The sequence below is a fragment of the Streptomyces sp. NBC_01515 genome, assembly GCF_045040345.1.
GTDB lineage: Bacteria > Actinomycetota > Actinomycetes > Streptomycetales > Streptomycetaceae > Streptomyces.
The window spans coordinates 6,508,023-6,530,068 of the sequence record NZ_CP109416.1; the positions used below are offsets into that span (position 1 = coordinate 6,508,023).

Below are 22,046 nucleotides of genomic sequence, written 5' to 3' on the forward strand. Positions count from 1 at the left end.
ACTCAGTGCGGCCAGCGGAGGAGGAATCCTGTGTCAGCGTCCTGTGACCCCGCGTACGCTCCCGTCGGTGATGTGGGTGCCGCGCTCATGATGGTGGACTCGCGGCTCAAGGCCGTTCATGCCGGGAAGGCCGCGACCGACCCCGAACAGCAGACGCTGATGGAGCAGTTCCTCGCGTCGTTGGGGCCCGGCGGGCTGGACGATCTGGTGGACGGCGCGTGCACGCTCATCTATATGTTCATGACGTGGCTGAGGAAGGCCCACGAGAGCGAGGGCAAGGACGTCGTCGAGTACGTGGTGCCCACCCTCGTGGCCACGATGCGGATGATGCCCCGGAGTTGTCCCCCCGAGGTCATCCCCATGATGGCCGGCCTGGTGATCGCCGCGGGTACCGAACTCAGCCCCAACCTGTGGCGTAAGCAGTACGGCGACTGGACCAAGGACGAGATGACCCCTCTGGAAGCCACGGCGTTCCTGCTCGCGGAACACATCAACCGCATCGCCGACAACCCCGAGTTCGCCACCCGCATGATCGCGGACGCGCTGACCAATATCGCCGGAGAGGGGTAGAAGTCCCGGCGTAGGACGATGAGTTCAGGGGGCAGGGGTCAGGGGGCGCCGGTGCTCCGTTCCAGGGTCGAGACAGCCGAGTCAGCCGAGTCGGCCGGGCCGAACGCCGCTCCGTCCCGCTTCGCCCCTACGCACAACCAGACGTAGACCAGGTCGAGCACGCTGCACATGATGCCGAGCCCGAGCAGGAAGCCGTCGTGCTGGAGGGCGCCGAAGAGGATCGTGGGCGCGAGGGTGCCGAGCCACTTGGCCACCGCGATCGTCACCGACTGCCCGCGCAGCCCGCGCCGCGCGACGAACATCGCGATGAACAGGGCGGACATCAGCAGGTTCTGGAGAAACGCCGAGTAGGCGACCCCGTCCTCCGCGCCGAACTTCGCCAGGAACAGCCACTGCACGGCGAACGACATCCCGAACAGCAGCACGCTCAGGCCGGCGAACATCCGCGCCGTGACGAACGACGGGAACTCGGCGCGGCCGTACCGGAAGAACGTGTACACGATCACGGCGTCGGCGATGCCCCACACCAGGTTGATACCGCCCTGCACCGACGGGTCGAAGACCAGGTCGTGCACCGCGTACGTCCACTCCCACGCGAGGTTCAGGCCCAGCGCCACGGCCGGCATGGCGTAGGTGCGCTCGCGCAACCCGACCCGGATCGCCTCGACGTACACGATCGTCCAGGCGATGCCGCTCGCGAGGATGAGGGCGATACCCATCTGCGTCTCCTGTCGTGGATCTCTGTGGGGCCGCGCGGACGCTGACAGACACGTTCGGGGATGCGGGCGATGGCTGTCCTACGTGAGTGTGACGTAGGGGCGTACCACGTCGTACTCGGCTTGCCGGGGCGGCTGTTGGGGATCGGGCGGGAGTTGCCAACAGGGTTCGTCGAGCGGGAAGGGCAGGTGCCGGCCGGCCGCGCGTGAGCGTTTGTGCCAGCGCTTCCAGCGGGCGTCGTGCGGGGTGGGGAGTCGCCAGACGTACGGGTCGGGCGTCCGGACTTCTGCCCCAAGGTCCTTGGCAGGCAGGGGAGTTCGGGTCGTGCGCGGAGTTCGGGGGGTTCTGGGTGTTCTGGGCGTGAGCAGGCGGGCCGTCGCCTCATAAAGTCGCCGGAACATGAGCCTGAATCCCCTCCAGGTCGAACCTCGCCCACACGCATTTCGCGTACGGCTCCTGCCTGCATCCCCAGTTGTCGGCCAGCGCGGCGACGAGAGCGAGGCCCCGGCCGCCTTCCTCCTCCGGGGTCGCGTCGTGGAGTCGGGGGAGTCTGTCCCGGTCCGGGTCTGAGACCTCCAGGGTCAACTCCCCGCTGTTGAGGGTGAGTTCGACCTTGATCTGAGAGTAGGGGACCCGGCAGTGGGTCACGGCGTTGGTGACCAGCTCGTTCGCCAACAGGGTTACTGCGTCGGCGAGTTCGTCGGTGATGCCCCAGTCCGCGAGGGTCTTGCGGACGCGTTGGCGGGCGACGGGGACGTGGCTTCGGTGTTTGGGGACGCGGAAACTTTCGGACGCGGGCATGGGGGAACTCCGTCCTGACGTGGCGTCAAGTTGGGCTGCGCTGCGGCGCCTTCATGAAGCTACGGTCGGATTCGGCGCTTACGCAGCAGCTTCGAGTGAATGCATTCACTTGTCCACCCGATCGAGTGACATGCTCTCGGAGGGGCGGTCCGTGTGGCATCGTTGCCGAAAGATGAGGGGAGGGCCCATGCCCGCAGGTGGACGGCCGACGGTACGCAGCAGGCGTTTGGGTACGGCGCTCAGGCAGTACCGGCACGCGGCCAAGCTCGATCAGCCGCAGGCCGCCGAGGTCATCGCGGCAAGTCAGGCCAGGATCAGCCGCCTTGAGAGTGGTCACGTCACCGCTCGCGTCATCGAGGTGCGCTTGCTGCTGGATGCGTACGGCGTCAAGGACCCGGAAGTGCGCGTCAAACTGGAGGACTTGGCAAAGCACTCCAAGAACCGGGGCTGGTGGCTGGAGCACGCCGCGCACCTGAGGCCGGACTACGTCGATCACATCGCGTTGGAGGACGATGCGACCTATATCCGCGAGTGGCAGCCGGTGATGATGCCTGGCCTCCTGCAAACTCCGGCGTATGCGGAGGCAGTTATCGCCGCCAGTCCGCACTACATCGAGCCGGAGCGGGCCGCCCAGTTGGTGAAGGTCCGTGTGGGGAGGCAGGCGAAGATCGAAGAAGGTGGGGCTTCGTACACGGCGATCCTTTGGGAAGCGGTCCTCGCGCAACCGCTGGTCAGTGTCGAGATTCACCGGGAGCAACTGTCCGCGATCCTTGAAGTCGGGAAGCGGAAGAACGTCACCGTGCAGGTGCTGCCGGTCAGTGCGGGCGTACTGGCGGGTTACTCCTCCGCCTTCTATTCCTTCAGTTTCGACGAGGAGCCCACAGTCGAAGCGGTCGCCATGGACAACTTGCGAGGTACATCGGTCCTTGAAGGAACCGAAGACCTTGCCGCTTACGCCAGTGCGTTCGACCTACTACGATCGTCTGCGTTGACGCCGGACGCGAGCGCGAAGCTCATCCGGGGCGTACTGCGGAGCTTGAAGGAAGACACATCGTGACCGAGGTTGTTAGCCCCTTCTGGAAGTCCTCGTACTCGGGGGCGGAGAACGCCTGCGTCGAGGTCGCCCACACCGCCACCCACGGCCGAGCTGTCCGCGACAGCAAGCAGCACCCGGAAGATGGCGCCCCCGTCTTCACTGTCTCCCGTGAGAGCTGGCGGGGTTTTCTCTCGCAGTTCTGACACGCACATGCCGGTCCCGCCACCCCACCCTCCCCGCAGAAATGTGACACCCAGCCGCGAAGTGTCACATTCCCGCGTCCCACCCCCGACGCCGAGCGTCAAAGGTCGCCCCGCGATTGATCCGGCGAGGCTACCCGCGGGGCAACGACGTGTTGGTGATCGGCAGCTTCTGTACAGCCCCCGCCACGTACAAGTCCGTCGGAGCCGTGCGCAGCGTGAACGTGTCGTCGTACGACGAGACACGTACCGACAGGACGAAGAAGCCGTCGTCCTCCGCGGTCACCTTCACGTGGGACTCCTGCTCCCAGTAGGTCTGCAGGAAGACCTCCGTGCCCTGGGGCTCGACGCCCTGGGGGAGGGTGACCTTGCCCTGGACGGTGAGGATGTCGCCGGCCTTCACCTTCTTCTTGTTGACCGAGTAACTGACCGAGCTGGAGCGGGTGTTGGCGGCGACCGTGGTCTCCGCGAAGTAGCCGTCCTGCGGGGTGTTGAGGTCGCCGTCCTCGTCGTAGAGGGCGGTGATGTGCACGTTGTGCTGGACGTTGAGCAGGCTGCTGCCGCCCGAGTGGTCGATGTCGACGTCCGGGAGCGTGAACTTCCCGTGGGCGTCGGTGACCGGCTTGCCCAGGTCGCGGGTCTCGTAGTAGTTGGGGTCGATCGGGTCGCCCCACGGGTTCCAGGTCGTGAACTGGACGACTTCCTGGAGGATGACGGGGATGTTCGGCGCCGGGGTGCCGTCGGCCTTGGTGACGGTGCCGGTGACGTCGACGTGCCGTTCCTGGTAGTTGGTGCCGGCCGGGTTGGTGGTCACGGTCAGCACGTACGCGTCGCCGGGCGCGGCGTCCGAGGGTGCCGCGGAGGCGGCCGGCGCGGACAGGGCGCCTGCGGCGATGAGCAGCGCGGCGGTGGCGGCGAGCCGCGTCGGCAGGGATTTCCTGGGCATGGGGCAACTCCAACTTCGGTCGGGAGTCGAGGAGTTGCGCCGCAGGTGCGCGACGCGTCGAGTTCGACCGGCGGGGTGGGGTGGGAGTTGTCCGCTGTGCGTTCGCTGTTACGCGGCTGTGGTGTGCGGGGGGTTTGTCCGGGTTCCGGGTTCACCTGGACTTCGGACGCAGGCTGCCGCGCATTGCCCTACGACGACGAAAGGCGCCCCGCGGTTGATCCGCGGGGCGCCCCTCGTCGTCGTAGCGAGAACGACTACAGCTTCTCGATGACGTAGTCGACGCACTTCGTCAGCGCCTCGACGTCCGCCGGGTCGATCGCCGGGAACATCGCCACGCGGAGCTGGTTGCGGCCGAGCTTGCGGTAGGGCTCGGTGTCGACGATGCCGTTGGCGCGCAGGACCTTGGCGACGGCCGCCGCGTCGATCTCGTCGGCGAAGTCGATCGTGCCGATGACCTGCGAGCGCTTGGTGGCGTCGGACACGAACGGGGTCGCGTACTTCGACTCCTCCGCCCAGCTGTACAGACGGCTCGACGAGTCCTTCGTGCGGGCCGTCGACCAGGCCAGGCCGCCCTGGCCGTTGATCCACTCCAGCTGCTCGTTGAGGAGGAACAGGGTGGACAGCGCAGGGGTGTTGTACGTCTGGTTCTTGCGGGAGTTGTCGATCGCCGTGGGGAGCGAGAAGAACTCGGGCACGTGGCGGCCGGACGCGTGGACGCGCTCGGCGCGCTCGATCGCGGCCGGGGAGAAGACGCCGATCCACAGACCGCCGTCGGAGGCGAAGGACTTCTGCGGGGCGAAGTAGTAGACGTCCGTCTCGGCGATGTCGACCGGGAGGCCGCCCGCGCCCGACGTGGCGTCGACGAGCACGAGGGAGCCCTCGTCGGCTCCCGCGACCCGCTTGACGGGGGCCGCGACGCCCGTCGACGTCTCGTTGTGCGTGTACGCGTACACGTCCACGCCCGCCTCGGCGGCCGGGTCCGGGTGCGTGCCGGGGTCGGAGGAGATGACGGTCGGCTCGGCCAGCCACGGCGCCAGCTTGGCCGCCTTCGCGAACTTCGAGCTGAACTCGCCGAAGGTCAGGTGCTGGGACTTGTTGTCGATCAGGCCGTGGGTCGCGACGTCCCAGAAGGCCGTCGAACCGCCGTTGCCTAGGACGACCTCGTAGCCCTCGGGGAGCGAGAACAGCGCGGAGACGCCCTCACGCACCTTGCCGACCAGGTTCTTGACCGGGGCCTGGCGGTGGGACGTACCCAGCAGAGACGTACCGGTGGCGGCCAGCGCGTCCAGCGCCTCCGTCCGCACCTTGGAGGGGCCAGCGCCGAAACGTCCGTCGGCGGGCTTGATGTCAGCGGGAATCTCGATATCAGCCACGAGCCGGAGCGTATCCCCTCGGTGAAACCGGACGGAAACGCGTCCGTTCGATGAGACGACCGCTCCGGCCTGTGGACAGACGGTGATCTACGGAGATCTACGGCGTGAGCTTTACCGGCAGCTCGAAGATGTCGTTCTGCGTCACCACCGGCTTGTTGCGGAGCTCGGCCGCCGGGACCGCCAGGTCCAGGTGCGGGAAGCGCTCGTAGAGGGCCGGGAGCGCCACGTCCGCCTCCAGGCGGGACAGCGCCGCGCCGGGGCAGACGTGCGGGCCGTGGCCGAAGGAGATGTGCCGGTTCTCGCTGGTGCGGGTGATGTCGAACTCGCCCGCCGTCGGGCCGTGGGCCTCCTCGTCGCGGCCGATCGCGGCGTACGACACGATCAGCGCGTCCCCGGCCGGGAGGACCTTGTCGCCGACCTGGACGTCCTCCGTGGCGAAGCGGATCAGGACGTGCGAGGTGGGCGTCGAGTGGCGCAGAGTCTCCTCGACCACCGAGGACCAGTCGGCCTCGCCGGCCAGCACCAGGGCGCGCTGGACGGGGTGCGCCGACAGGTTGACGACCGCGTTGACGATCAGTGAGATCGTCGTCTCATGGCCGGCCGCGACCATCAGCTGGAGCGTGGAGACGATCTCCTCGTCGGTGAGGTGGTCGCCGTTCTCGGACGCCGCGATCAGCGCCGACGTCAGGTCGTCGCCCGGCTCCGCCCGCTTCGCCGCGACCGTCCGCGCCATGATGCCGGCGAGTTCCGTCAGCGTCGCGATGACCTCCGCCGGCGGCGTCTGCGTCGAGAAGAACTTCTCGAACAGCTCCTTCAGGCGCGGGAGTTGGTCCTCCGCTATGCCCATCAGGTCGGCGATGACGTACATGGGGAGCGGGTACGCGAACGCCGCCTTCAGGTCGACCTCGTCCCCGTCCAGGCCGTCGAGCAGGCCCTGCGTCCGCTTCGCGATCCGCTCCCGCATCTGCTCCACCCGGCGCGGGGTGAGCGCCTGCGCGACCAGCGTGCGCATCCGGCGGTGGTCCGCGCCGTCCACGGTCAGCATCGAACGGCCCGGGTTCGCCAGCCCGATCAGCGGCCAGTCCGCGGGGATCTCGCCGCGCTGCCAGGCGCCCCAGACGTTGATGTCCTTCACCAGCCGCGGATCCGTGAGCAGCTGTTTCGCCTCGGCGTGCCGCGTCACCGCCCACACCGGCACGCCACCGGGCAGTTCTACGGCGGCCAGCGGACCGGCCGCACGCAGCCTCGCGCTCTCGCCGTCCAGGTCGCCGACGAAGGGGTCGAGGACGATACGGGTCTCTTCGGTACCGGTGCTCATACGGGAGTGCCTCCAAAGGCAGGGGCAGGGCTCAAAGGGCGGAACTCGGATCTCAGAACTCGGAACGCGGAACGCGGAACGCGGAAGCCGGAACTCGGAAGCCGGAACTCAGAGCGCGGCGACGGGTGTGAAACGCACCGGCAGTTCCGTCAGGCCACGCAGCCACGGTGACGGTCTCCGCGTCAGGGACTCGGCCGGTACCGCCAGGTCGATGTCCGGGAGGCGGTCCAGTACGACCTCGATCCCCGTCCGCGCGATCACCTCGGCCACCTCCTGCGCCGGGAACGGACACCGGTGCTCCCCGTGCCCGAAGGAGAAGTGCGCGTTGTTGCCGCCGGTGAGCGCGGAACCGTCGGTGCGGACCTGGGGGTCGGAGTTGGCGCCCTGGAGACCGAGGAGGAGCAGGTCGCCCGCGCGGATACGGCGACCGCCGAGCTGCGTGTCGCGGGAGGCCCAGCGCCCGGCCACGTTCTGCGTCGGGGTGTCCTCCCAGAGGACCTCGTTCATCGCCTCGGCGACACTGTTGCGGCCGCCGAAGAGGGAGGCCGCGAAACGGTCGTCGGTCAGCATCAGCCGCAGCGAGTTGCCGATCCAGTCGGCGGTCGGCTGGTGGCCGGCCGCCATCATCACCATCAAGTCCTGGGCGATCTCGACGTCGTTGAAGCCGGAGGTGTGCGTGAGCATGCGCGACACGACGTCGTCGGCCGGCTTCTCCTTCCGGTCGGCCAGCAACTGCCCCATGGACGTGGCGAGATGGGTCTGCCCGGCGATCGCGCGCTCGCGTCCGTCGATCATGTCGTTGAGCGCGGTCACCAGTCCCGGACCCTGCTCGTCCCGGAAGCCGTACAGCCGGGCCAGGACCCGTACCGGCAGCAGCATCGCGTAGTCGCCGACGATGTCCGTCTCGCCCTTGGCGCAGATCCCGTCGATCAGCTCGTCCGCGAACTTCTCGGTGTACGAACGGAGTTCGGACGGGTCCACGGCCTCCAACGCGTCGCTGATCATGCCGACGCGCTCGCGGTGCCGCTCGCCGACCGTGTAGAGGATCGACGGCTGCCTACGGCCGATCATCGGCAGCAGCGGCCAGTCGTCCGGGATGCCGTCCCACTGGTTCCACAGGTCGGAGTCACGGCTGAACAGCACCGGATCGCCGGTGACTTGGTGCAGCTCGCGGTAGCCGAGCACCAGCCAGGCCGGGACGTCGCCGTCGAGCACCACGGGGGTCACGGCGCCGTGCTCGCGCCGCATCTCCCGGTACAGCTGCGCCGGTTCGGTCTGGAACCTGGGTCCACTCAGCGGTACGGGCGCGGTCACAGGGCCAACTCCTGGTGGGGGGCGGGGACTTGGGGGCGGTCGGCGCCCTGGCCGTCGTAGCGGCCGGGGTCCTGGCCGTCGTAACGGCCCCTGGTCTGTTCGCTCTTGACGTGCTCGACCAGGGTGATCAGCACCCTTTTCGCGGACGCGCGGGAGCGGGCGTCGCAGTCCAGGAGGGGGACGTGCGGGTCGAGGTCGAGGGCCTCGCGGATCTGCTGCGGGGCGTAGGTCGGGCCGCCGAAGTCGTTGCAGGCCACGATGAAGGGGGTGCCGTGGTGTTCGAGGCGGTCGATCGCGTACCAGGAGTCGCCGATCCGGCGGGTGTCGACGAGGACGACCGCGCCGAGCGTCCCGGAGAAGAGACGGTCCCAGAGGAACCAGAACCTCTCCTGCCCCGGGGCGCCGAACAGGTACAGCACATTGCGGGCGTCGAGCGTGATGCGGCCGAAGTCGAAGGCGACGGTGGTCGCGGACTTGCCGCGCACCTCGCTGATGTCGTCGACGGCCTCGCCGGCCTTCGTCATCGTCTCCTCGGTGTTGAGGGGACGTATCTCGCTGACCGAGCGGACCAGCGTGGTCTTGCCGACGCCGAAGCCGCCGACGACCACGATCTTCAGGCCGTTGTCGGCGGAGGCACCCAAGGGGGTGCGCGCGTCAGAGGTTGCGGAGTCCAACGAGCACCTGTTCCAGGACGTCGGGATCGAGATCGGCCTTGCGCGGATGGCGGGCGCTGACCCGGCCGGCCGCGAGAAGGTCGGAGAGGAGGATCTTGGTGATGGACACCGGGAGTTTCAGCTCGGCCGCCAACTCGACGACGGCCGTGGGGTGTTCGGTGATCTGCAGGATCGCCGCGTGCTCCGACTGCATCCCGGTCGCCGGATCGCACTCGGCGACCACGAGGGTCACCAGGTCGAACGGGCTGTCCGGGCCGGAACGGGTGCGGCCTCCGGTGAGCGTGTAGAGGCGGTCGGGTGAGTCGTCCCTGCCGGGGCGGCTCATCACGAACGGGGTTCCGCGCGCAGGTGCTCGCCGAGCTGTTCGACCAGCTCGCTCATGTTGTGCCCGATCAGCCCCGCGTCCGCGTCCTCGGTCGTGACCAGGGCCAGGTGCGCGCCCTCGCCCGCCTCGACGATGAACAGCACCCCGCCGTAGAACTCCGTCATCGCGGAGCGCACACCCCCGCTGCCGTCCCCGAACTCCACCGACGCGCCGTGCGACAGCGACTGGATCCCGGCGGCGATCGCGGCGAGCTGGTCGGCCTGGTCGACGGAGAGTTCGGGCGTCCGGCACAGCTTCAGGCCGTCCCGCGACAGCACGAGCGCGTGCCGCGCGCCCGGGGTGCGCTCCAGGAGGCCCTCGATGAGCCAGGTGAGCTTCTCGTCGGCGGTCGTCGTGCCGGTCATGAGGTGGGGTTGCCTTCCGAGTGGGAGAGGGAGGGGGTGGGCTCTGCTGATACGGGGAGTTCTGCCGATACGAGGCTGTCCGCCGATGCGGGGAGTTCTGCTGATACGAGGCTGTCCGCTGATAGGGGGCTGTCCGCGTCGGTGCCGGACGCGCGCGAGCCCTGGTCGGTCGCCGCCTCGCGTACGGCCTGGCGGAAGCTGTTGAAGCGGGCGGTGCGGGCGAGGGTGTCGTCGGCCGAGGGGGCGGGGTGCGGCTCGGGAGCCGGGGACTCCGCACGCGCGCGTGAGCGCTCGGCCTCCGCGAGTGCCTGACCCCGGCGACGCTTGGGCAGGCCTTCGGGCAACGTGTTCGCCGCGTCCATCACGGCATCGGCCGGGGCACCCCGGTCCGGCGACTCGTGCGTGGGCACCGGGTCCGGGTCCAGGTCGGCGAGGGTGCGCCCGGCGGCGTAGGACATCCACGGATGGTCCCGGACGGAGGCCTCGGGCTCGGGAACTGCCTCCGGATCCACCGGTGCCGACGGTGCCGACGGTGCCGACGGCGACGACAGTGACGACGGTGACGGCTCGGGAAGGTCGAGGGACACCTGCGGCGTCGGCGCGTCCTGGGGCACCAGGATGTCCTGCGGTACGAGCATCAGGACGCCGGTGCCGCCCCGCGCGGAGGGCCGGTACGACACCTTCAGGCCGTACTTGCGGGACAGTCGCCCGACGACCGCGAGGCCGAGCCGGGTGCCGGTGAGGCCGCCCAGTTCGGTGGAGTCGCCGGACACGGCCCGCTCGGCGCGGCGCAGCTGGATGTCGCCCATGACCAGGCCGCTGTCCTCCACCGAGAGGATGACCCCGGCGGGCACTTCTTCTACGTAGACATGCACTTCGGCGCTCGGCGGCGAGAAGTTCGCGGCGTTGTCGAGGAGTTCGGCGAGCGCGTGCATCACGCCCTCGGCCGCGTGCCCGGCGACGGCGGTGTCGCTCGCGGAGTGCACGCGCACGCGTTGGTAGCCGCTGATCCGGCCCATCGCGCCGCGCAGGATCGACTCCATGGCGATCGGGCGGGCCCAACGGCGGCCGGAGCGGGCGCCCGTGAGGACGGCGACGGAGTCGGCGAGACGGCCCGCCTGCGCGGTGCGGTGGTCGAGGTGGAGCAGGTCGGCGAGGACGTCCTCGTCCGAGTGCCGCTCCTCCATGGCGCGCAGGTCGGCGAGCATGCCGGTGGCCAGCGCCTGCATCCGGCCCGCCGCGTTGGCGGTCGCGGAGAGCGCGGCGGCACGCTCGTGGGAGTCCCGGCGGGCCTTCTCGGACAGCTGCTTGTTCTCGGCGCTCAGCCGGGCGCGCTCCAGCTCGCTCTCCTCCGTGAGACGGCCGCGCTCCTCCGCGAAGGAGGTGGTGAGCCGCATGCGCTCCTGGGAGAAGTCGGAGGTCAACCGGGCGCGTTCCTGCGAGAGTTCCGCGGTCAGCCGGACCCGCTCGTGGGTCAGCTCCTCGGTCAGCTGCACGCGCTCCCGGTCGAAGTCCGTGCTCAGCCGGGCCCGTTCCTGCAGCAGCCGCCCCGCGTCCAGGGTGACGGCCTCAAGACGGCGGCGGGTGATCCGGGCCGTCTGGTACGCGTGCGTGGCGAGCGCGACGGCCGCGCACAGCAGCAGCGCACCGGCACCGGCGCCGCAGGCGACCGCGAGGCGCTTCGAGCCGGGCGTCACATAGACCGCGCCGGCGACCGCGAGCCCGGCCAGTACGGCGGTGAACAGGGGGGCGGGGGCGATGGTGCGGAAGGTGGGTCGTTCGCCGGGAAGTATGGGGGCGGTCATGAAGGGGGTCCTCGGTCGGGTCCTCGGGCGTCTTTGGTCGTGGTCCTCAGTCGTCCTCGGTCGTGTCCTCGGGGGGTGCTCGTCGGGTTCCTGGGCGAGAAGCGACTCCGGGTGCTCAACTGACGGTCACTATATGAGACTTAGTGATCGAACTGGGTGGGTTCTGGATGCGTTTACGGAATCCGTGTCCCGTGGGCCCGAGTTTCCCGGAACGTTTCGCCAGATGCCGGGCGGTCACTGTCAGTGGTCGGGTGCATGCTGGGGGCATGGCGGATCTTCAGGTGGATCTTCAGGCGGAACTGGCGGGTGTGCGGGCGGAGCTGCGCAGGACCGTCCGGGGCGAGGTGGGTTTCGACGTCACGTCCCGGGCGCTGATGACGATGGACGCGTCCAACTACCGACGCGTCCCGCTGGGCGTCGTCGCGCCCCGTGACGCCGACGACGTGGCGGCGACGCTGGCGGCCTGCCGGGCGCACGGGGTGCCGGTGGTGGCCCGCGGCGGCGGCACGTCGATCGCCGGCCAGGCGACGGGCACGGGCGTGGTCCTGGACTTCACCCGCCACATGAACGGCCTGGTGTCCCTGGACCCCGCCTCCCGTACGGCGGTCGTGCAACCCGGCCTGGTCCTCGACCGCCTCCAACAGGCCACCGCCCCGCACGGGTTGCGCTTCGGCCCCGACCCCTCGACCCACAGCCGCTGCACCCTCGGCGGCATGATCGGCAACAACTCCTGCGGCTCCCACTCGGTCGCCTGGGGCACGACGGCGGACAGCGTGAGCGAACTGTCCGTGATCACCGCGCGGGGCGACCGCCTGATGCTGGGCCGCGACTGGGCGGGCGCCCCGGAGGCCCTACGACCGCTCGTGGACGCCGAGTTGGCCCGCCTGCGCACCGGCTTCCCGGACCTCCCCCGCCGTATCTCGGGCTACGCCCTGGACGCCCTCCTCCCCGAGAACGGCGCGGACGTCGCCCGCTCCTTCTGCGGCAGCGAGGGCACCCTGGGCATCCTCACGGAGGCGGTCGTACGCCTCGTCGAGGCACCCCGCGCGCGTGCGTTGGCGGTACTCGGATACGCCGACGAGAGCGCGGCGGCGGAGGCGGCGGCGGGCCTGCTGATCCATGGGCCGCTCACCGTCGAGGGCATGGCGGCCGACCTGGTCCGTTCCACGGCCGACCTCCCCCGGGGCGGCGCCTGGCTGTTCGTCGAGACCGGCGGCGACACGGAGGCGGAGGCACGCGCGCGTGCGGAGACCATCGTCCACGCGGCCGACGTCCTCGACTCCCTCGTGGTGACGGACCCGTCGGGCCAGCGCGCGTTGTGGCGCATCCGCGAGGACGCGAGCGGTACGGCGACGCGCATGCCGGACGGCTCGGAGGCCTGGCCGGGCTGGGAGGACTGCGCGGTGCCGCCGGCTCAACTGGGCCCGTACCTCCGCGACTTCCGGGGTTTGCTGACCGCACACGGCCTACGGGGCACGCCGTACGGCCACTTCGGGGACGGCTGCATCCACGTCCGCATCGACTTCGACCTGCTGACGGAGCCGGGGGTGGCCCGCTTCCGCCGCTTCTCGGAGGAACTGGCGGAGCTGGTGACGGCCCACGGGGGCTCGCTCTCCGGGGAACACGGGGACGGACAGGCCCGAGCCGAACTCCTCCCGACGATGTACGGCGCCGAGATGGTGACGTTGTTCGAGCGGGTGAAGGGAGTCTGGGACCCCGACGACCTCCTCAACCCCGGGATGCTGGTGCGGCCCGCCCCGCTCGACACGAACCTCCGCTTCTCCGTACTGCCCCGCAAGCCGGTGGACGTGGTGTTCGGCTACCCGTCCGACGGCGGGGACTTCTCGGCGGCGGTACGGCGGTGCGTGGGGGTGGCCAAGTGCCGTACGACAGAGGTGTCCGGATCATCGGTGATGTGCCCGTCGTTCCGCGCTACGGGCGAGGAGGCGCACTCCACGCGCGGGCGGGCCCGACTGCTCCACGAGATGCTCGCGGGTGAACTGGTCACCGACGGCTGGCAGTCGACGGAGGTCCGGGACGCGCTGGACCTGTGCCTGTCCTGCAAGGGCTGCCGCACGGACTGCCCGGTCGGGGTCGACATGGCCACGTACAAGGCGGAGTTCCTGCACCACCACTACGAGGGCAGGCGCAGGCCCGCGGCCCACTACGCGATGGGCTGGCTGCCGCGCTGGCTGCGGCTGGTGGCACGCACGCGTACGGCGTGGCTGGTCAACTCCCTCGCTTCCGTACGGCCGTTGGCGGCGCTGGCGAAGCGGCTGGGCGGGATCGCGGGGGAGCGGGGGATTCCGCGGGTGGCGGGGACGACGTTCATGCGCGGGTGGCGGCGGGAGGTGAGGGCGGCGACGCGGCGGAGCATGCGTGCGGGAGTGGAGTACTCGGAGACACCGGCCCGTGGACACATCTACCTGTGGCCGGACACCTTCACGGAACACCTCTCGCCGGAGGTCGGGCAGGCGGCGGTGCGGGTGTTGGAGGCGGCGGGACTGGGCGTGCTCCCGGTCCTGCCGGCGATGAGGAGGCTCAGGAAGCCGGTCTGCTGCGGCCTGACCTACGTCTCGACGGGCCAACTGGACCGCGCCCGCGCGGTGATGCGCCGGACGCTGGACACGATGGGCGAGCTCCCGGGCAGGGGGGATGTGCCCGTCGTCGTCCTGGAACCGAGCTGCGCGGCGGCCCTCCGCACGGACCTCCCGGAACTGCTCCCCGACGACCCCCGAGCGGCCCGCCTGTCCGCCTCGGTCCTCACCTTCGCCGAGGCCCTGGAACGCCTGGCCCCCGACTGGACCCCGCCCCACATCAACCGCCCCACGGTCGGCCAGACCCACTGCCACCAGCACGCGGTACTGGGCGACGCCCCCGACCGCCGCCTGCGCGAGGCGGCCGGCCTCACGGGCGAACTGGCGGGCGGCTGCTGCGGGTTGGCGGGCAACTTCGGCTTCGAGAAGGGCCACTACGAGGTGTCGACGGCCTGCGCGGAGGAACAACTCCTCCCGGCGGTACGCCAGGCCCCGGAGCACGCGCTGGTCCTGGCGGACGGCTTCTCGTGCCGTACGCAGTTGGAGCAGGTGGCGGGGGTACGGGGCCGACACTTGGCGGAGGTACTGGCGGACGCGCTGGACGGAGAGCGGAAATGACCGACGCGCTGGACGGAGAGCGGAAATGACCGACGAGCTGGGCCGAGTCGCCGTCCTCTCCGACATCCACGGCGTGCTCCCCGCCCTGGAAGCGGTCCTGGCCGAACCGGAGGTGGCCGCCGCCGACCGCATCGTCCTCACCGGCGACATCACGGCGGGCCCCCAACCGGCGGAAGTGGTCGACCTGTTGCGTGCGCAGGCCGACCGAGTGCTGTGGCTCTCGGGCAACGCCGACCGCGAACTGGTCGAGTACCGCAGAGGCGAACGCGCCGACATCCCCGACCCGATCGCCCCGTACGCGGCGACCGCCCTCCGCCCCGACCAGATCGACTTCCTGGCCACCCTCCCCAAGACCCTGACACTCCCGATCCGCGGCCTGGGCAGGGTCCTCTTCTGCCACGCGACTCCCCGCGACGACGAGGAGGTCGTCCTGGTCGACTCCCGCCCCGCCCGCTGGACGGAGGTCCTCGCCGGCCTCGACGACGACATCCGCACGATCGTCTGCGGCCACACCCACATGCCGTACGTCCGCCTCGCCCACGGCCGCCTGATCGTCAACCCCGGCAGCGTCGGCATGCCGTACGGCCGCCCCGGCGCCCACTGGTGCCTGCTCGGCCCCGGCACGGACCTCCGTGTGACGCCGTACGACATCCCGGCGGCGATCGACCGTCTCACCCGCGAGTCCGGCTACCCGGAGATCGCCGAGTGGGCGGACTACTTCCTCAACGCGCGGGCGTCGGACACCGAGGCGCTGGAGACCTTCGGACCCCGGGACGGGCGCGGGTGACTGCCTACGCTGGCCGTTCGACCACGGTTTCGATCCGTCAGGGAGCCCGCGTATGACCAACCTCCGTCTCCGCCCCATCACCCCCGCCGAACACCTCGCGTTCGTCGCCGCGCGCCCGTCCGCCAGCCATATGCAGGTGCCGTCGTGGGGTGCGGTGAAGCCCGACTGGCGGGCGGAGAGTCTGGGGTGGTTCGAGGAGGCGAGTGGGCAACTGGTCGGTGTGGGGCTGGTGTTGTACCGGCCGGTGCCCAAACTCAAGAAGTACCTCGCGTACCTGCCCGAGGGGCCGGTCATCGACTGGCACGCCGCCGATCTCGACCGCTGGCTCGACCCGATGCTCGCGCACCTCAAGTCGCAGGGCGCGTTCACGGTGAAGATGGGCCCGCCCGTCGTCGTACGCCGCTGGAGCGCGGACGCGGTGAAGGCGGCGATCGCCGACCCGGACGCGCGGCGGCTGAAGGATGCCGCGCCCACGTCGTACGAACCGCGTGCCTACGAGGTCGCCGACCGCCTGCGCCGCGCGGGCTGGCAGCAGACGGAGGCCGGGGGAGAGGACGGCTTCGCGGCCGGCCAGCCCCGGTACGTCTTCCAAGTACCGTTCGAGGGCCGCTCGTTGGACGACATCCACCGCGGCCTCAACCAGCAGTGGCGGCGCAACATCAAGAAGGCCGAGAAGTCCGGCGTGAAGGTGGTCCAGGGCGGCTACGACGAACTCCCCGCCTTCTACGAGCTGTACGCCGAGACCGCCGAGCGCGACCGTTTCATCCCGCGCCCGCTGCCCTACTTCCAGCGCATGTGGACCGCCCTCACCGCCGAACACCCCGACCGCATGCGCCTCTACCTCGCCCACCACGACGGCGAGATCCTCGCCGCGGCCACGATGCTGACGGTCGGCCGGCACGTCTGGTACTCCTACGGCGCCTCCACCAGCCGCCGCCGCGAGGTGCAGCCCAACAACGCGATGCAGTGGCGCATGATGACCGACGCCCACCAACTCGGCGCCGCCGTATACGACTTCAGGGGCATCACCGACACCCTGGAGGAGTCCAACCACCTGCTGGGGCTGCTGCGTTTCAAGGCCGGCGCGGGCGGAGAGGCCGTCGAGTACCTGGGGGAGTGGGACTTCCCCCTCAACCGGCTGCTGCACAAGGCGCTGGACCTCTACATGGCGCGCCGCTGAGGGTCGGACGGCCCCGGGCAGGCCCTCGATTGAGGGCGGAAGCACAGGTTCATTAAGACTGCTCTCAGGTTTATTAGAGAACTCTCAGGTTGGCGGCCGTAACTCAGGATTCACAAAGGTATTCACAGCCCATGTTTGCCGTTCGGTCGACGACTTTGCTGCGACTTGGCTACAGGGCCGTGTAAGTTTTTGGGTGTCGGGAATTCCCCGGGCGGTAAAACGCTCGCCTTTGACGCACAAATTCCACTGCACAACCTAGGAGTTCGGAATGGGCCTCAACAAGCTCGCCCCGCTGCCCAAGCCCAAGAAGCAGCAGCTGCCGCCCCCGCCCCCGAAGCCGCGCAAGAAGCACCAGCCGAAGCCGCTGCCGAAGCCGCTGCCCGGCCAGGACAGCTGAACCGGTAGTAGAGGGAGGGCCGACCCACGCAGTCGGCCCTCCTTTCTTTCCTGAATTCGAAAATCCAAGGAATTCTGATGAAGGAAAGCGAGCGCATTGTGGACATGGGTATGGATACGGATGAGGAAGACCTCGAATACGACGAGGACTACGGAACTCCCACCATTCCCGCCCGCACCGCTTTCCGTCGTTTCTGGCCGCTGACCCGCGGCCTCAGACGCTGGCTGGTCCTCGTCTGGGTGTGCACGGTGATCGGCGCGCTCGCCGAGACCGAGGCCATCCTCCTCTTCGCCGACCTCACCGACCGCGCCCTCGCGAAGGGTTCGCTGAGCGCGTTCTGGAGCCCGGCCGTGAAGTGGCTGGGCGTCGCGATCGTCGGCGCGCTCGTCTCGTACGCCGGCAACTCCCTTGCCGCGTGGGCCACCGAACGCTTCGTGATGAGACTGCGCGAGCATGTCTTCGACCACGTACAGCAGTTGCCCCCGCACTTCTTCCAACGGCACCGCCAGGGCGACCTGTTGTCCCGCCTCACCGGCGACGTCGAGGCGATCGAGACCCTCGTCGTGTCGGGCGTCATCGGCACCGCCTCCGCGCTCTTCTCGGCCCTCTTCTACGCCGCCGCCGCGTTCTGGCTGCGCTGGGACCTGGCCGCCGCCACCTTCGTCCTCGCCCCCCTCTTCTGGCTCGCGGCCCGCCGCTTCTCCGGCTCCATCAAGGACGTCTCACGCGAGGGCCGGGTCGCCGACGGCGCGATCACCTCCGTCGTCGAGGAGTCCCTCGGCAACATCGTCCTCACCCAGGCCTACGGCCGCCGCGACGCCGAACGCCGCCGCCTGAACGAGGAGGCCGGCGCCTGGTTCCGGGCCTCCGTCCGCTCGACGCGGCTCAACGAGGCGTACGAGCAGATCGTCGCCGTCATCGAGACCGTGTGCGTGCTCGCCGTCATCGGCATCGGCGCCTGGGAGATCTCCACCGGCCGCATGACCCTCGGCCAACTCCTCGCGTTCTCCGCCTTCTTGGGCTACCTCTACCCGCCCGTCCGCGGCCTCGCCCAACTCGGCCTGACCATCACCGCCGCCACCGCGGGCGCCGAACGCCTCATCGAGATCCTCGACGTACGCCCGTCCGTCGCCGACCCCGCCCACGACTCCGAGACCGGCCGCCCCGACGGCACGGTCGAACTCCGCGACGTCACCTTCAGCTACCCCGGCGCCGACCGAGTCGCCCTGGAAGGCCTCTCCTTCACCGTCAACCCCGGCGAACTGGTGATCGTCACCGGCCCCAGCGGCGCCGGCAAGTCCACCGTCTCCAAAATGCTGCTCCGCTTCTACGACCCCGACGCGGGCGACGTCCTCCTCGACGGCGTCCCCCTCCGCGACCTCCCCCTCGCCCGCCTGCGCGAGTACGTGACCCTGCTCCCCCAGGAGACCCTGGTCCTGCACGACACCGTCCGCGCGAACATCGCCTGCGGCCGCCCCGGCGCGAGCGAGCAGGCGATCATGGACGCGGCTGTCGCCGCCGACGCCCACGAGTTCATCCTCCGCCTCCCCGACGGCTACGACACGAAGGTCGACCCCAACTCGGCCCGCCTGTCCGGCGGTCAGCTCCAACGTCTGGCGATCGCCCGCGCGATCCTGCGCGACGCCCCGGTCCTGGTCCTGGACGAACCGACGACCGGCCTGGACTCGATGGCGGCCCGCCGGGTCGTGAAGCCTCTGCGCCGACTGATGGCGGGCCGTACGACCATCATGATCACCCACGACCTCAACCTCGCCCCCGACGCCGACCGCATCCTGGTCGTGGACCGGGGCCGGATCGTGGAGACGGGCCGGCACGAGGAGTTGATGGCGCGGGGCGGGGCGTACTCGCGACTGCACCGCTCGCAGAACAACGCGGTGATGGACACCGGGGAGCTGAGATTGCCGTCGTTCGCGGAGGTGGGGGTGCCGGCGGCGGGCGCGGGTTACGGGTACTCCTCGGCACCGGTCTTCGTCGAGAGCTGGGCACCGCAGACGTACGAGCCGACATACGAGCCGACATACGGGCCGACGTATCAACCGGCCTACCCGCAGACCGAGTACCCGGAGTACTCCGATCCCCTGCACTCCGACCCCCTCTTCGGGCCCATGCCCACGACCCTCCCCGACGGACGGCCCCTGTTCCGGGACTAGCCCCAGTGACAGTTGCATAAAGGGTTCTCACACCTGTCGAAGTCCATTACCATGGACCGAGCAGTGCATCGTGATGGACGAATGCGCGCTGAACGAGCCCTGGAAGCCCCCGTGAGCATCCCCAGTACGTCGACCCCCGCCCCCGTGGCCAACCCGACCGCCGACCTGACCGCCGACTCGGCCGCGGCTCCGTCCCGCATGGGTTCGCTCGGGCCGGTGGGGCTGGTGCTGGCCGGGGGGATCTCGGTGCAGTTCGGTGGTGCGCTGGCGGTGACGCTGATGCCCAGGGTGGGGGCGCTGGGTGTGGTGACGCTGCGGCTGCTGGTGGCCGCGGTGGTTCTGCTCGTGATCTGTCGCCCGAGCGTGCGGGGTCACTCGCGGGCGGACTGGACCACGGTCGTCGTCTTCGGCATCACCATGGCCGCGATGAACGGCCTCTTCTACCAGTCACTGGCCCGCATCCCCCTGGGCCCGGCGGTCACTCTTGAGGTACTGGGCCCGCTGGCCCTCTCCGTCCTGACGTCCCGGCGCGCACTGAACGCGGTATGGGCGGGACTCGCCCTGGCAGGCGTCTTCCTCCTCGGCGGCGGAGGCTTCAGCAGCCTGGACCCAGTAGGTGTGGCCTTCGCCCTGGGGGCCGGCGCGATGTGGGCCACGTACATCATTTTCAGCGCTCGTACGGGGCGTCGCTTTCCGCAGGCCGACGGGTTGGCGCTGGCGATGGTTGTGGCGGCGGTGGTGTTCCTGCCGCTCGGTGTCGTGGAGTCAGGCACAAAGCTGCTGAACCCGGCGACGATCGCCCTCGGATCCGCGGTAGCGATCCTGTCCTCGGTCCTCCCCTACACACTCGAACTCCTGGCGTTGCGCCGCCTCCCCTCCTCAACCTTCGCCATCCTGATGAGCCTGGAACCAGCCGTGGCGGCAACGGCGGGCTTCCTGATCCTCCACCAGGCGCTGTCCGCTCCCGAAGCGATGGCCATCGCGCTGGTTATCGCGGCGAGTATGGGGGCGGTGCGGACACAGGTGGGCCGGGGGAAGGCGAAAGTAGACGCGGTGTAGGTGGACGTTGGGCCACTCGCTTCTTGGTCAGTGTCGTGCTTCCGCGGCCCGAGTAAAGGGCGCTCCCTGCGGTCGCGTCGCCTGCGGCGATGGCCCTGCGGGCCACCCTTGACTAGGGCCGCTCCAGCCCGTTTCAGAAGCGAGCGAGCGGCCCGGAAGGATGGGTGGCCAAGGTGGGCGGGCCCCTGTCTGTACTGGGTCGTGGGCCGGAGTGGAGGGACGCGGTCGCGCCTCGCCTGCACGCCGGGTCGGCTCAGCGGCTACCCGCCGGTGGGGTGGAAGGGTGCGGTAGGGACTGCCCCCTGGTTTGATCCGGGCCGGTGCGAGGGGGCGCGTCCGCGTCTCGCCTGCACACCGGGCCGGCTCAGCGACTAGCGGCCGGTGGGGCGGGAGGCACGGTAAGGGCTGCCCCCCTGGGTAGATCCGGGCCGGTGCGACGGGGCGTGTTCGCATCTTCGTCTGCACGTCGGGTGGGCTTGGCGGCTACCGGCCGGTGGGGGTGGAGAGAGAGCACGGGTGCACGGGGCATGGGGGCGCGAGGCCTTCTTGCCGGTACGCCGCCTCGGTTCAGCGGCCGACCCTGGGTGGGTGGTTGCTGGAAGCCGGGGGTAAATCTAACCACCTTCGCGGCCTTTGACCGGTTAGAAAAGACCTCAGCCTCCCGAGGGGGCAGGAACCGGAGGCCGGGGCGAGGAGGTGGAGGTGGGAGGGGGGAGGTGGGTCCGCGAAGTGTGACACTTTCGCTTCGACTGTCACATTTCTGCGGACCGGGTACCCCGGGGCCCGGGGAGCGCCGACCGACGGACGGGGAGTCACCGTCCAGGGCATCGCCCGGGCCACCGCCCGGAACCAGCCCGGAGCCTCCCTCTGTCCATGCCCGTGGCCCGGAACTGCCCATCATCCACTGCCTGTTGCCCATGACTCGATGCTTATGAGGCCAAGGCTCCTCTGCGCACACCACCGGCCGGTAGCCGCTGAGCCGGCCCGGCATACAGGCGAGCCGCGAGCGCACCCCTCTGCCCCGGCCCGGGGTCTGCGCGCATGCCCGTGGGGTCAGTCCCCGCCTGCGCACTCTGCACCTCCGCCAGCGGGTAGGCGCCGGCCCGACCTGGCGGGCGGGCGAGGTGCGAACGCCTCCCCTCGCCCAGGACTGGGCCTGGAGTTCTGATGTGTGCCCGAGGTTCAGATCCGCCCACCACCCCCTCCCCCCGACCGTGGACTCCCCGGCGCCCCTTGCCGCTTGGCCTCCTGGCCTCCTGGTCTGCTGTGCGGCAAGTCCCCACCGGCCGGTAGCCGCTGAGCCGGCCCGGCGTGCAGGCCAGACGTCAACGCGCCACCCTCGCCCCGACCCGTCCTTCTCCAGAAGCCGGGGTCATTTCTAACCAGTAAAAGCCTGCGACAGTGGTTAGATCTACCCCCGGCTTCCCGCAACCACCCGCCCACTCACTCACCGTTGGCCGCTGAGCCGGCCCGGCGTGCAGGCGAGACGCGACCGCGCCCCCACACCCCGGCCCGGAACGCAGCCCACCCGACGGGATTCGCGCCTGGCCACCCATCCCTCGGGGCCGCCCGCTCGCTTCTCACAACGGGATTGCGGGAGACGAGTCAAGGGTGGAGCGCAGCGGAATCGGCGCAGCCGACGCGACCGCAGGGAGCGCCCTTTACTCGGCTCCCGCAATCCCGACACTGACCAAGAAGCGGGCGGCCCAACGGCCACATCACAACTCAGGCCCACAGCACTCCCCCCGGGTCACCCCCATCCCGCCCCGTTTAATAATGCAAGCACGCTTGATTGTTTCTGGTGCCCCTGCCAT

Annotated in this window: 19 protein-coding genes; 9 read left to right on the plus strand and 10 right to left on the minus strand. The window is 69.9% G+C overall.

What is annotated here, in order from left to right; translation table 11 throughout:
• The first annotated feature begins 30 nt into the window (after nucleotides 1-30).
• Nucleotides 31-570: a hypothetical protein gene (locus OG407_RS29495; protein ID WP_405862621.1), complete on the plus strand. Its 540-nt coding sequence runs from the start codon at nucleotides 31-33 to the stop codon at nucleotides 568-570.
• A gap of 38 nt (nucleotides 571-608) precedes the next feature.
• On the opposite strand, the gene OG407_RS29500 is transcribed toward OG407_RS29495, so the two are convergent.
• Complete coding sequence (locus tag OG407_RS29500) at nucleotides 609-1,289, minus strand: hypothetical protein (protein ID WP_405862623.1); 681 nt, start codon at nucleotides 1,287-1,289, stop codon at nucleotides 609-611.
• Nucleotides 1,290-1,668: 379 nt separating this feature from the next.
• A complete protein-coding gene (locus tag OG407_RS29505; protein WP_405862625.1) occupies nucleotides 1,669-2,088 on the minus strand; it encodes an ATP-binding protein in 420 nt (139 codons plus the stop codon).
• Nucleotides 2,089-2,275: 187 nt separating this feature from the next.
• Here OG407_RS29505 and OG407_RS29510 point away from each other — a divergent pair, with 187 nt between their 5' ends.
• Nucleotides 2,276-3,145 (plus strand): helix-turn-helix domain-containing protein, encoded by an 870-nt coding sequence (locus OG407_RS29510; protein ID WP_405862627.1) that lies wholly within the window; start codon nucleotides 2,276-2,278, stop codon nucleotides 3,143-3,145.
• Nucleotides 3,142-3,327, plus strand: coding sequence for a DUF397 domain-containing protein (locus OG407_RS29515; RefSeq protein ID WP_405862629.1), 186 nt, complete (start codon nucleotides 3,142-3,144; stop codon nucleotides 3,325-3,327). Before OG407_RS29510 ends, OG407_RS29515 begins: the two co-directional genes overlap by 4 nt.
• A 130-nt stretch (nucleotides 3,328-3,457) precedes the next feature.
• Here the strand turns inward: OG407_RS29515 and OG407_RS29520 are convergent, their stop codons facing one another.
• The 8 genes from OG407_RS29520 to OG407_RS29555 form a co-directional block, all read right to left on the minus strand.
• On the minus strand, nucleotides 3,458-4,270 hold the full coding sequence (locus OG407_RS29520; protein ID WP_405862631.1) for an acyl carrier protein: 813 nt from the start codon (nucleotides 4,268-4,270) through the stop codon (nucleotides 3,458-3,460).
• 254 nt (nucleotides 4,271-4,524) lie between these two features.
• On the minus strand, nucleotides 4,525-5,643 hold the full coding sequence (gene serC / locus OG407_RS29525; RefSeq protein ID WP_403592240.1) for a phosphoserine transaminase: 1,119 nt from the start codon (nucleotides 5,641-5,643) through the stop codon (nucleotides 4,525-4,527).
• Between the two features lie 97 nt (nucleotides 5,644-5,740).
• Complete coding sequence (locus tag OG407_RS29530; RefSeq protein WP_405862633.1) at nucleotides 5,741-6,961, minus strand: cytochrome P450; 1,221 nt, start codon at nucleotides 6,959-6,961, stop codon at nucleotides 5,741-5,743.
• Nucleotides 6,962-7,069: 108 nt separating this feature from the next.
• Nucleotides 7,070-8,275: a cytochrome P450 gene (locus OG407_RS29535; protein WP_405862635.1), complete on the minus strand. Its 1,206-nt coding sequence runs from the start codon at nucleotides 8,273-8,275 to the stop codon at nucleotides 7,070-7,072.
• A complete protein-coding gene (locus OG407_RS29540; RefSeq protein ID WP_405862637.1) occupies nucleotides 8,272-8,949 on the minus strand; it encodes a GTP-binding protein in 678 nt (225 codons plus the stop codon). Before OG407_RS29540 ends, OG407_RS29535 begins: the two co-directional genes overlap by 4 nt.
• Entirely contained in the window at nucleotides 8,930-9,274 is a 345-nt protein-coding gene (locus OG407_RS29545) for a DUF742 domain-containing protein (RefSeq protein WP_405862639.1), read from the minus strand. The genes OG407_RS29540 and OG407_RS29545 overlap by 20 nt, the downstream gene beginning before the upstream one ends.
• Nucleotides 9,274-9,678 (minus strand): roadblock/LC7 domain-containing protein, encoded by a 405-nt coding sequence (locus tag OG407_RS29550; protein WP_317880350.1) that lies wholly within the window; start codon nucleotides 9,676-9,678, stop codon nucleotides 9,274-9,276. Before OG407_RS29550 ends, OG407_RS29545 begins: the two co-directional genes overlap by 1 nt.
• On the minus strand, nucleotides 9,675-11,483 hold the full coding sequence (locus OG407_RS29555; RefSeq protein WP_405862641.1) for an ATP-binding protein: 1,809 nt from the start codon (nucleotides 11,481-11,483) through the stop codon (nucleotides 9,675-9,677). Before OG407_RS29555 ends, OG407_RS29550 begins: the two co-directional genes overlap by 4 nt.
• 266 nt (nucleotides 11,484-11,749) lie before the next feature.
• Here OG407_RS29555 and OG407_RS29560 point away from each other — a divergent pair, with 266 nt between their 5' ends.
• From OG407_RS29560 to OG407_RS29585, 6 genes are all read left to right on the plus strand, one after another.
• Nucleotides 11,750-14,638, plus strand: coding sequence for an FAD-binding and (Fe-S)-binding domain-containing protein (locus OG407_RS29560; RefSeq protein WP_405862643.1), 2,889 nt, complete (start codon nucleotides 11,750-11,752; stop codon nucleotides 14,636-14,638).
• Between the two features lie 25 nt (nucleotides 14,639-14,663).
• Entirely contained in the window at nucleotides 14,664-15,425 is a 762-nt protein-coding gene (locus tag OG407_RS29565; protein ID WP_405862645.1) for a metallophosphoesterase family protein, read from the plus strand.
• Nucleotides 15,426-15,477: 52 nt separating this feature from the next.
• The gene (locus tag OG407_RS29570; protein WP_405862647.1) at nucleotides 15,478-16,605 is read left to right on the plus strand and encodes a lipid II:glycine glycyltransferase FemX; all 1,128 of its coding nucleotides are present in this window, start codon (nucleotides 15,478-15,480) and stop codon (nucleotides 16,603-16,605) included.
• 268 nt (nucleotides 16,606-16,873) lie between these two features.
• On the plus strand, nucleotides 16,874-17,002 hold the full coding sequence (locus tag OG407_RS29575; protein WP_327403241.1) for a hypothetical protein: 129 nt from the start codon (nucleotides 16,874-16,876) through the stop codon (nucleotides 17,000-17,002).
• 104 nt (nucleotides 17,003-17,106) lie between these two features.
• On the plus strand, nucleotides 17,107-19,173 hold the full coding sequence (locus OG407_RS29580) for an ABC transporter ATP-binding protein (RefSeq protein WP_405868672.1): 2,067 nt from the start codon (nucleotides 17,107-17,109) through the stop codon (nucleotides 19,171-19,173).
• 81 nt (nucleotides 19,174-19,254) lie between these two features.
• Nucleotides 19,255-20,232: an EamA family transporter gene (locus OG407_RS29585; protein ID WP_405862649.1), complete on the plus strand. Its 978-nt coding sequence runs from the start codon at nucleotides 19,255-19,257 to the stop codon at nucleotides 20,230-20,232.
• The last annotated feature ends 1,814 nt before the right edge of the window (nucleotides 20,233-22,046 follow it).

Coding starts and splice junctions, on each gene's coding strand:
- OG407_RS29510 (WP_405862627.1), top strand. CDS start 2,276: ATGCCCGCAGGTGGACGGCCGACGGTACGCAGCAGGCGTTTGGGTACG.
- OG407_RS29580 (WP_405868672.1), top strand. CDS start 17,107: ATGGGTATGGATACGGATGAGGAAGACCTCGAATACGACGAGGACTAC.
- OG407_RS29530 (WP_405862633.1), bottom strand. CDS start 6,961: ATGAGCACCGGTACCGAAGAGACCCGTATCGTCCTCGACCCCTTCGTC.
- OG407_RS29575 (WP_327403241.1), top strand. CDS start 16,874: ATGGGCCTCAACAAGCTCGCCCCGCTGCCCAAGCCCAAGAAGCAGCAG.
- OG407_RS29505 (WP_405862625.1), bottom strand. CDS start 2,088: ATGCCCGCGTCCGAAAGTTTCCGCGTCCCCAAACACCGAAGCCACGTC.
- OG407_RS29545 (WP_405862639.1), bottom strand. CDS start 9,274: ATGAGCCGCCCCGGCAGGGACGACTCACCCGACCGCCTCTACACGCTC.
- OG407_RS29565 (WP_405862645.1), top strand. CDS start 14,664: ATGACCGACGAGCTGGGCCGAGTCGCCGTCCTCTCCGACATCCACGGC.
- OG407_RS29585 (WP_405862649.1), top strand. CDS start 19,255: ATGCGCGCTGAACGAGCCCTGGAAGCCCCCGTGAGCATCCCCAGTACG.
- OG407_RS29560 (WP_405862643.1), top strand. CDS start 11,750: ATGGCGGATCTTCAGGTGGATCTTCAGGCGGAACTGGCGGGTGTGCGG.
- OG407_RS29520 (WP_405862631.1), bottom strand. CDS start 4,270: ATGCCCAGGAAATCCCTGCCGACGCGGCTCGCCGCCACCGCCGCGCTG.
- OG407_RS29550 (WP_317880350.1), bottom strand. CDS start 9,678: ATGACCGGCACGACGACCGCCGACGAGAAGCTCACCTGGCTCATCGAG.
- OG407_RS29555 (WP_405862641.1), bottom strand. CDS start 11,483: ATGACCGCCCCCATACTTCCCGGCGAACGACCCACCTTCCGCACCATC.
- OG407_RS29500 (WP_405862623.1), bottom strand. CDS start 1,289: ATGGGTATCGCCCTCATCCTCGCGAGCGGCATCGCCTGGACGATCGTG.
- OG407_RS29570 (WP_405862647.1), top strand. CDS start 15,478: ATGACCAACCTCCGTCTCCGCCCCATCACCCCCGCCGAACACCTCGCG.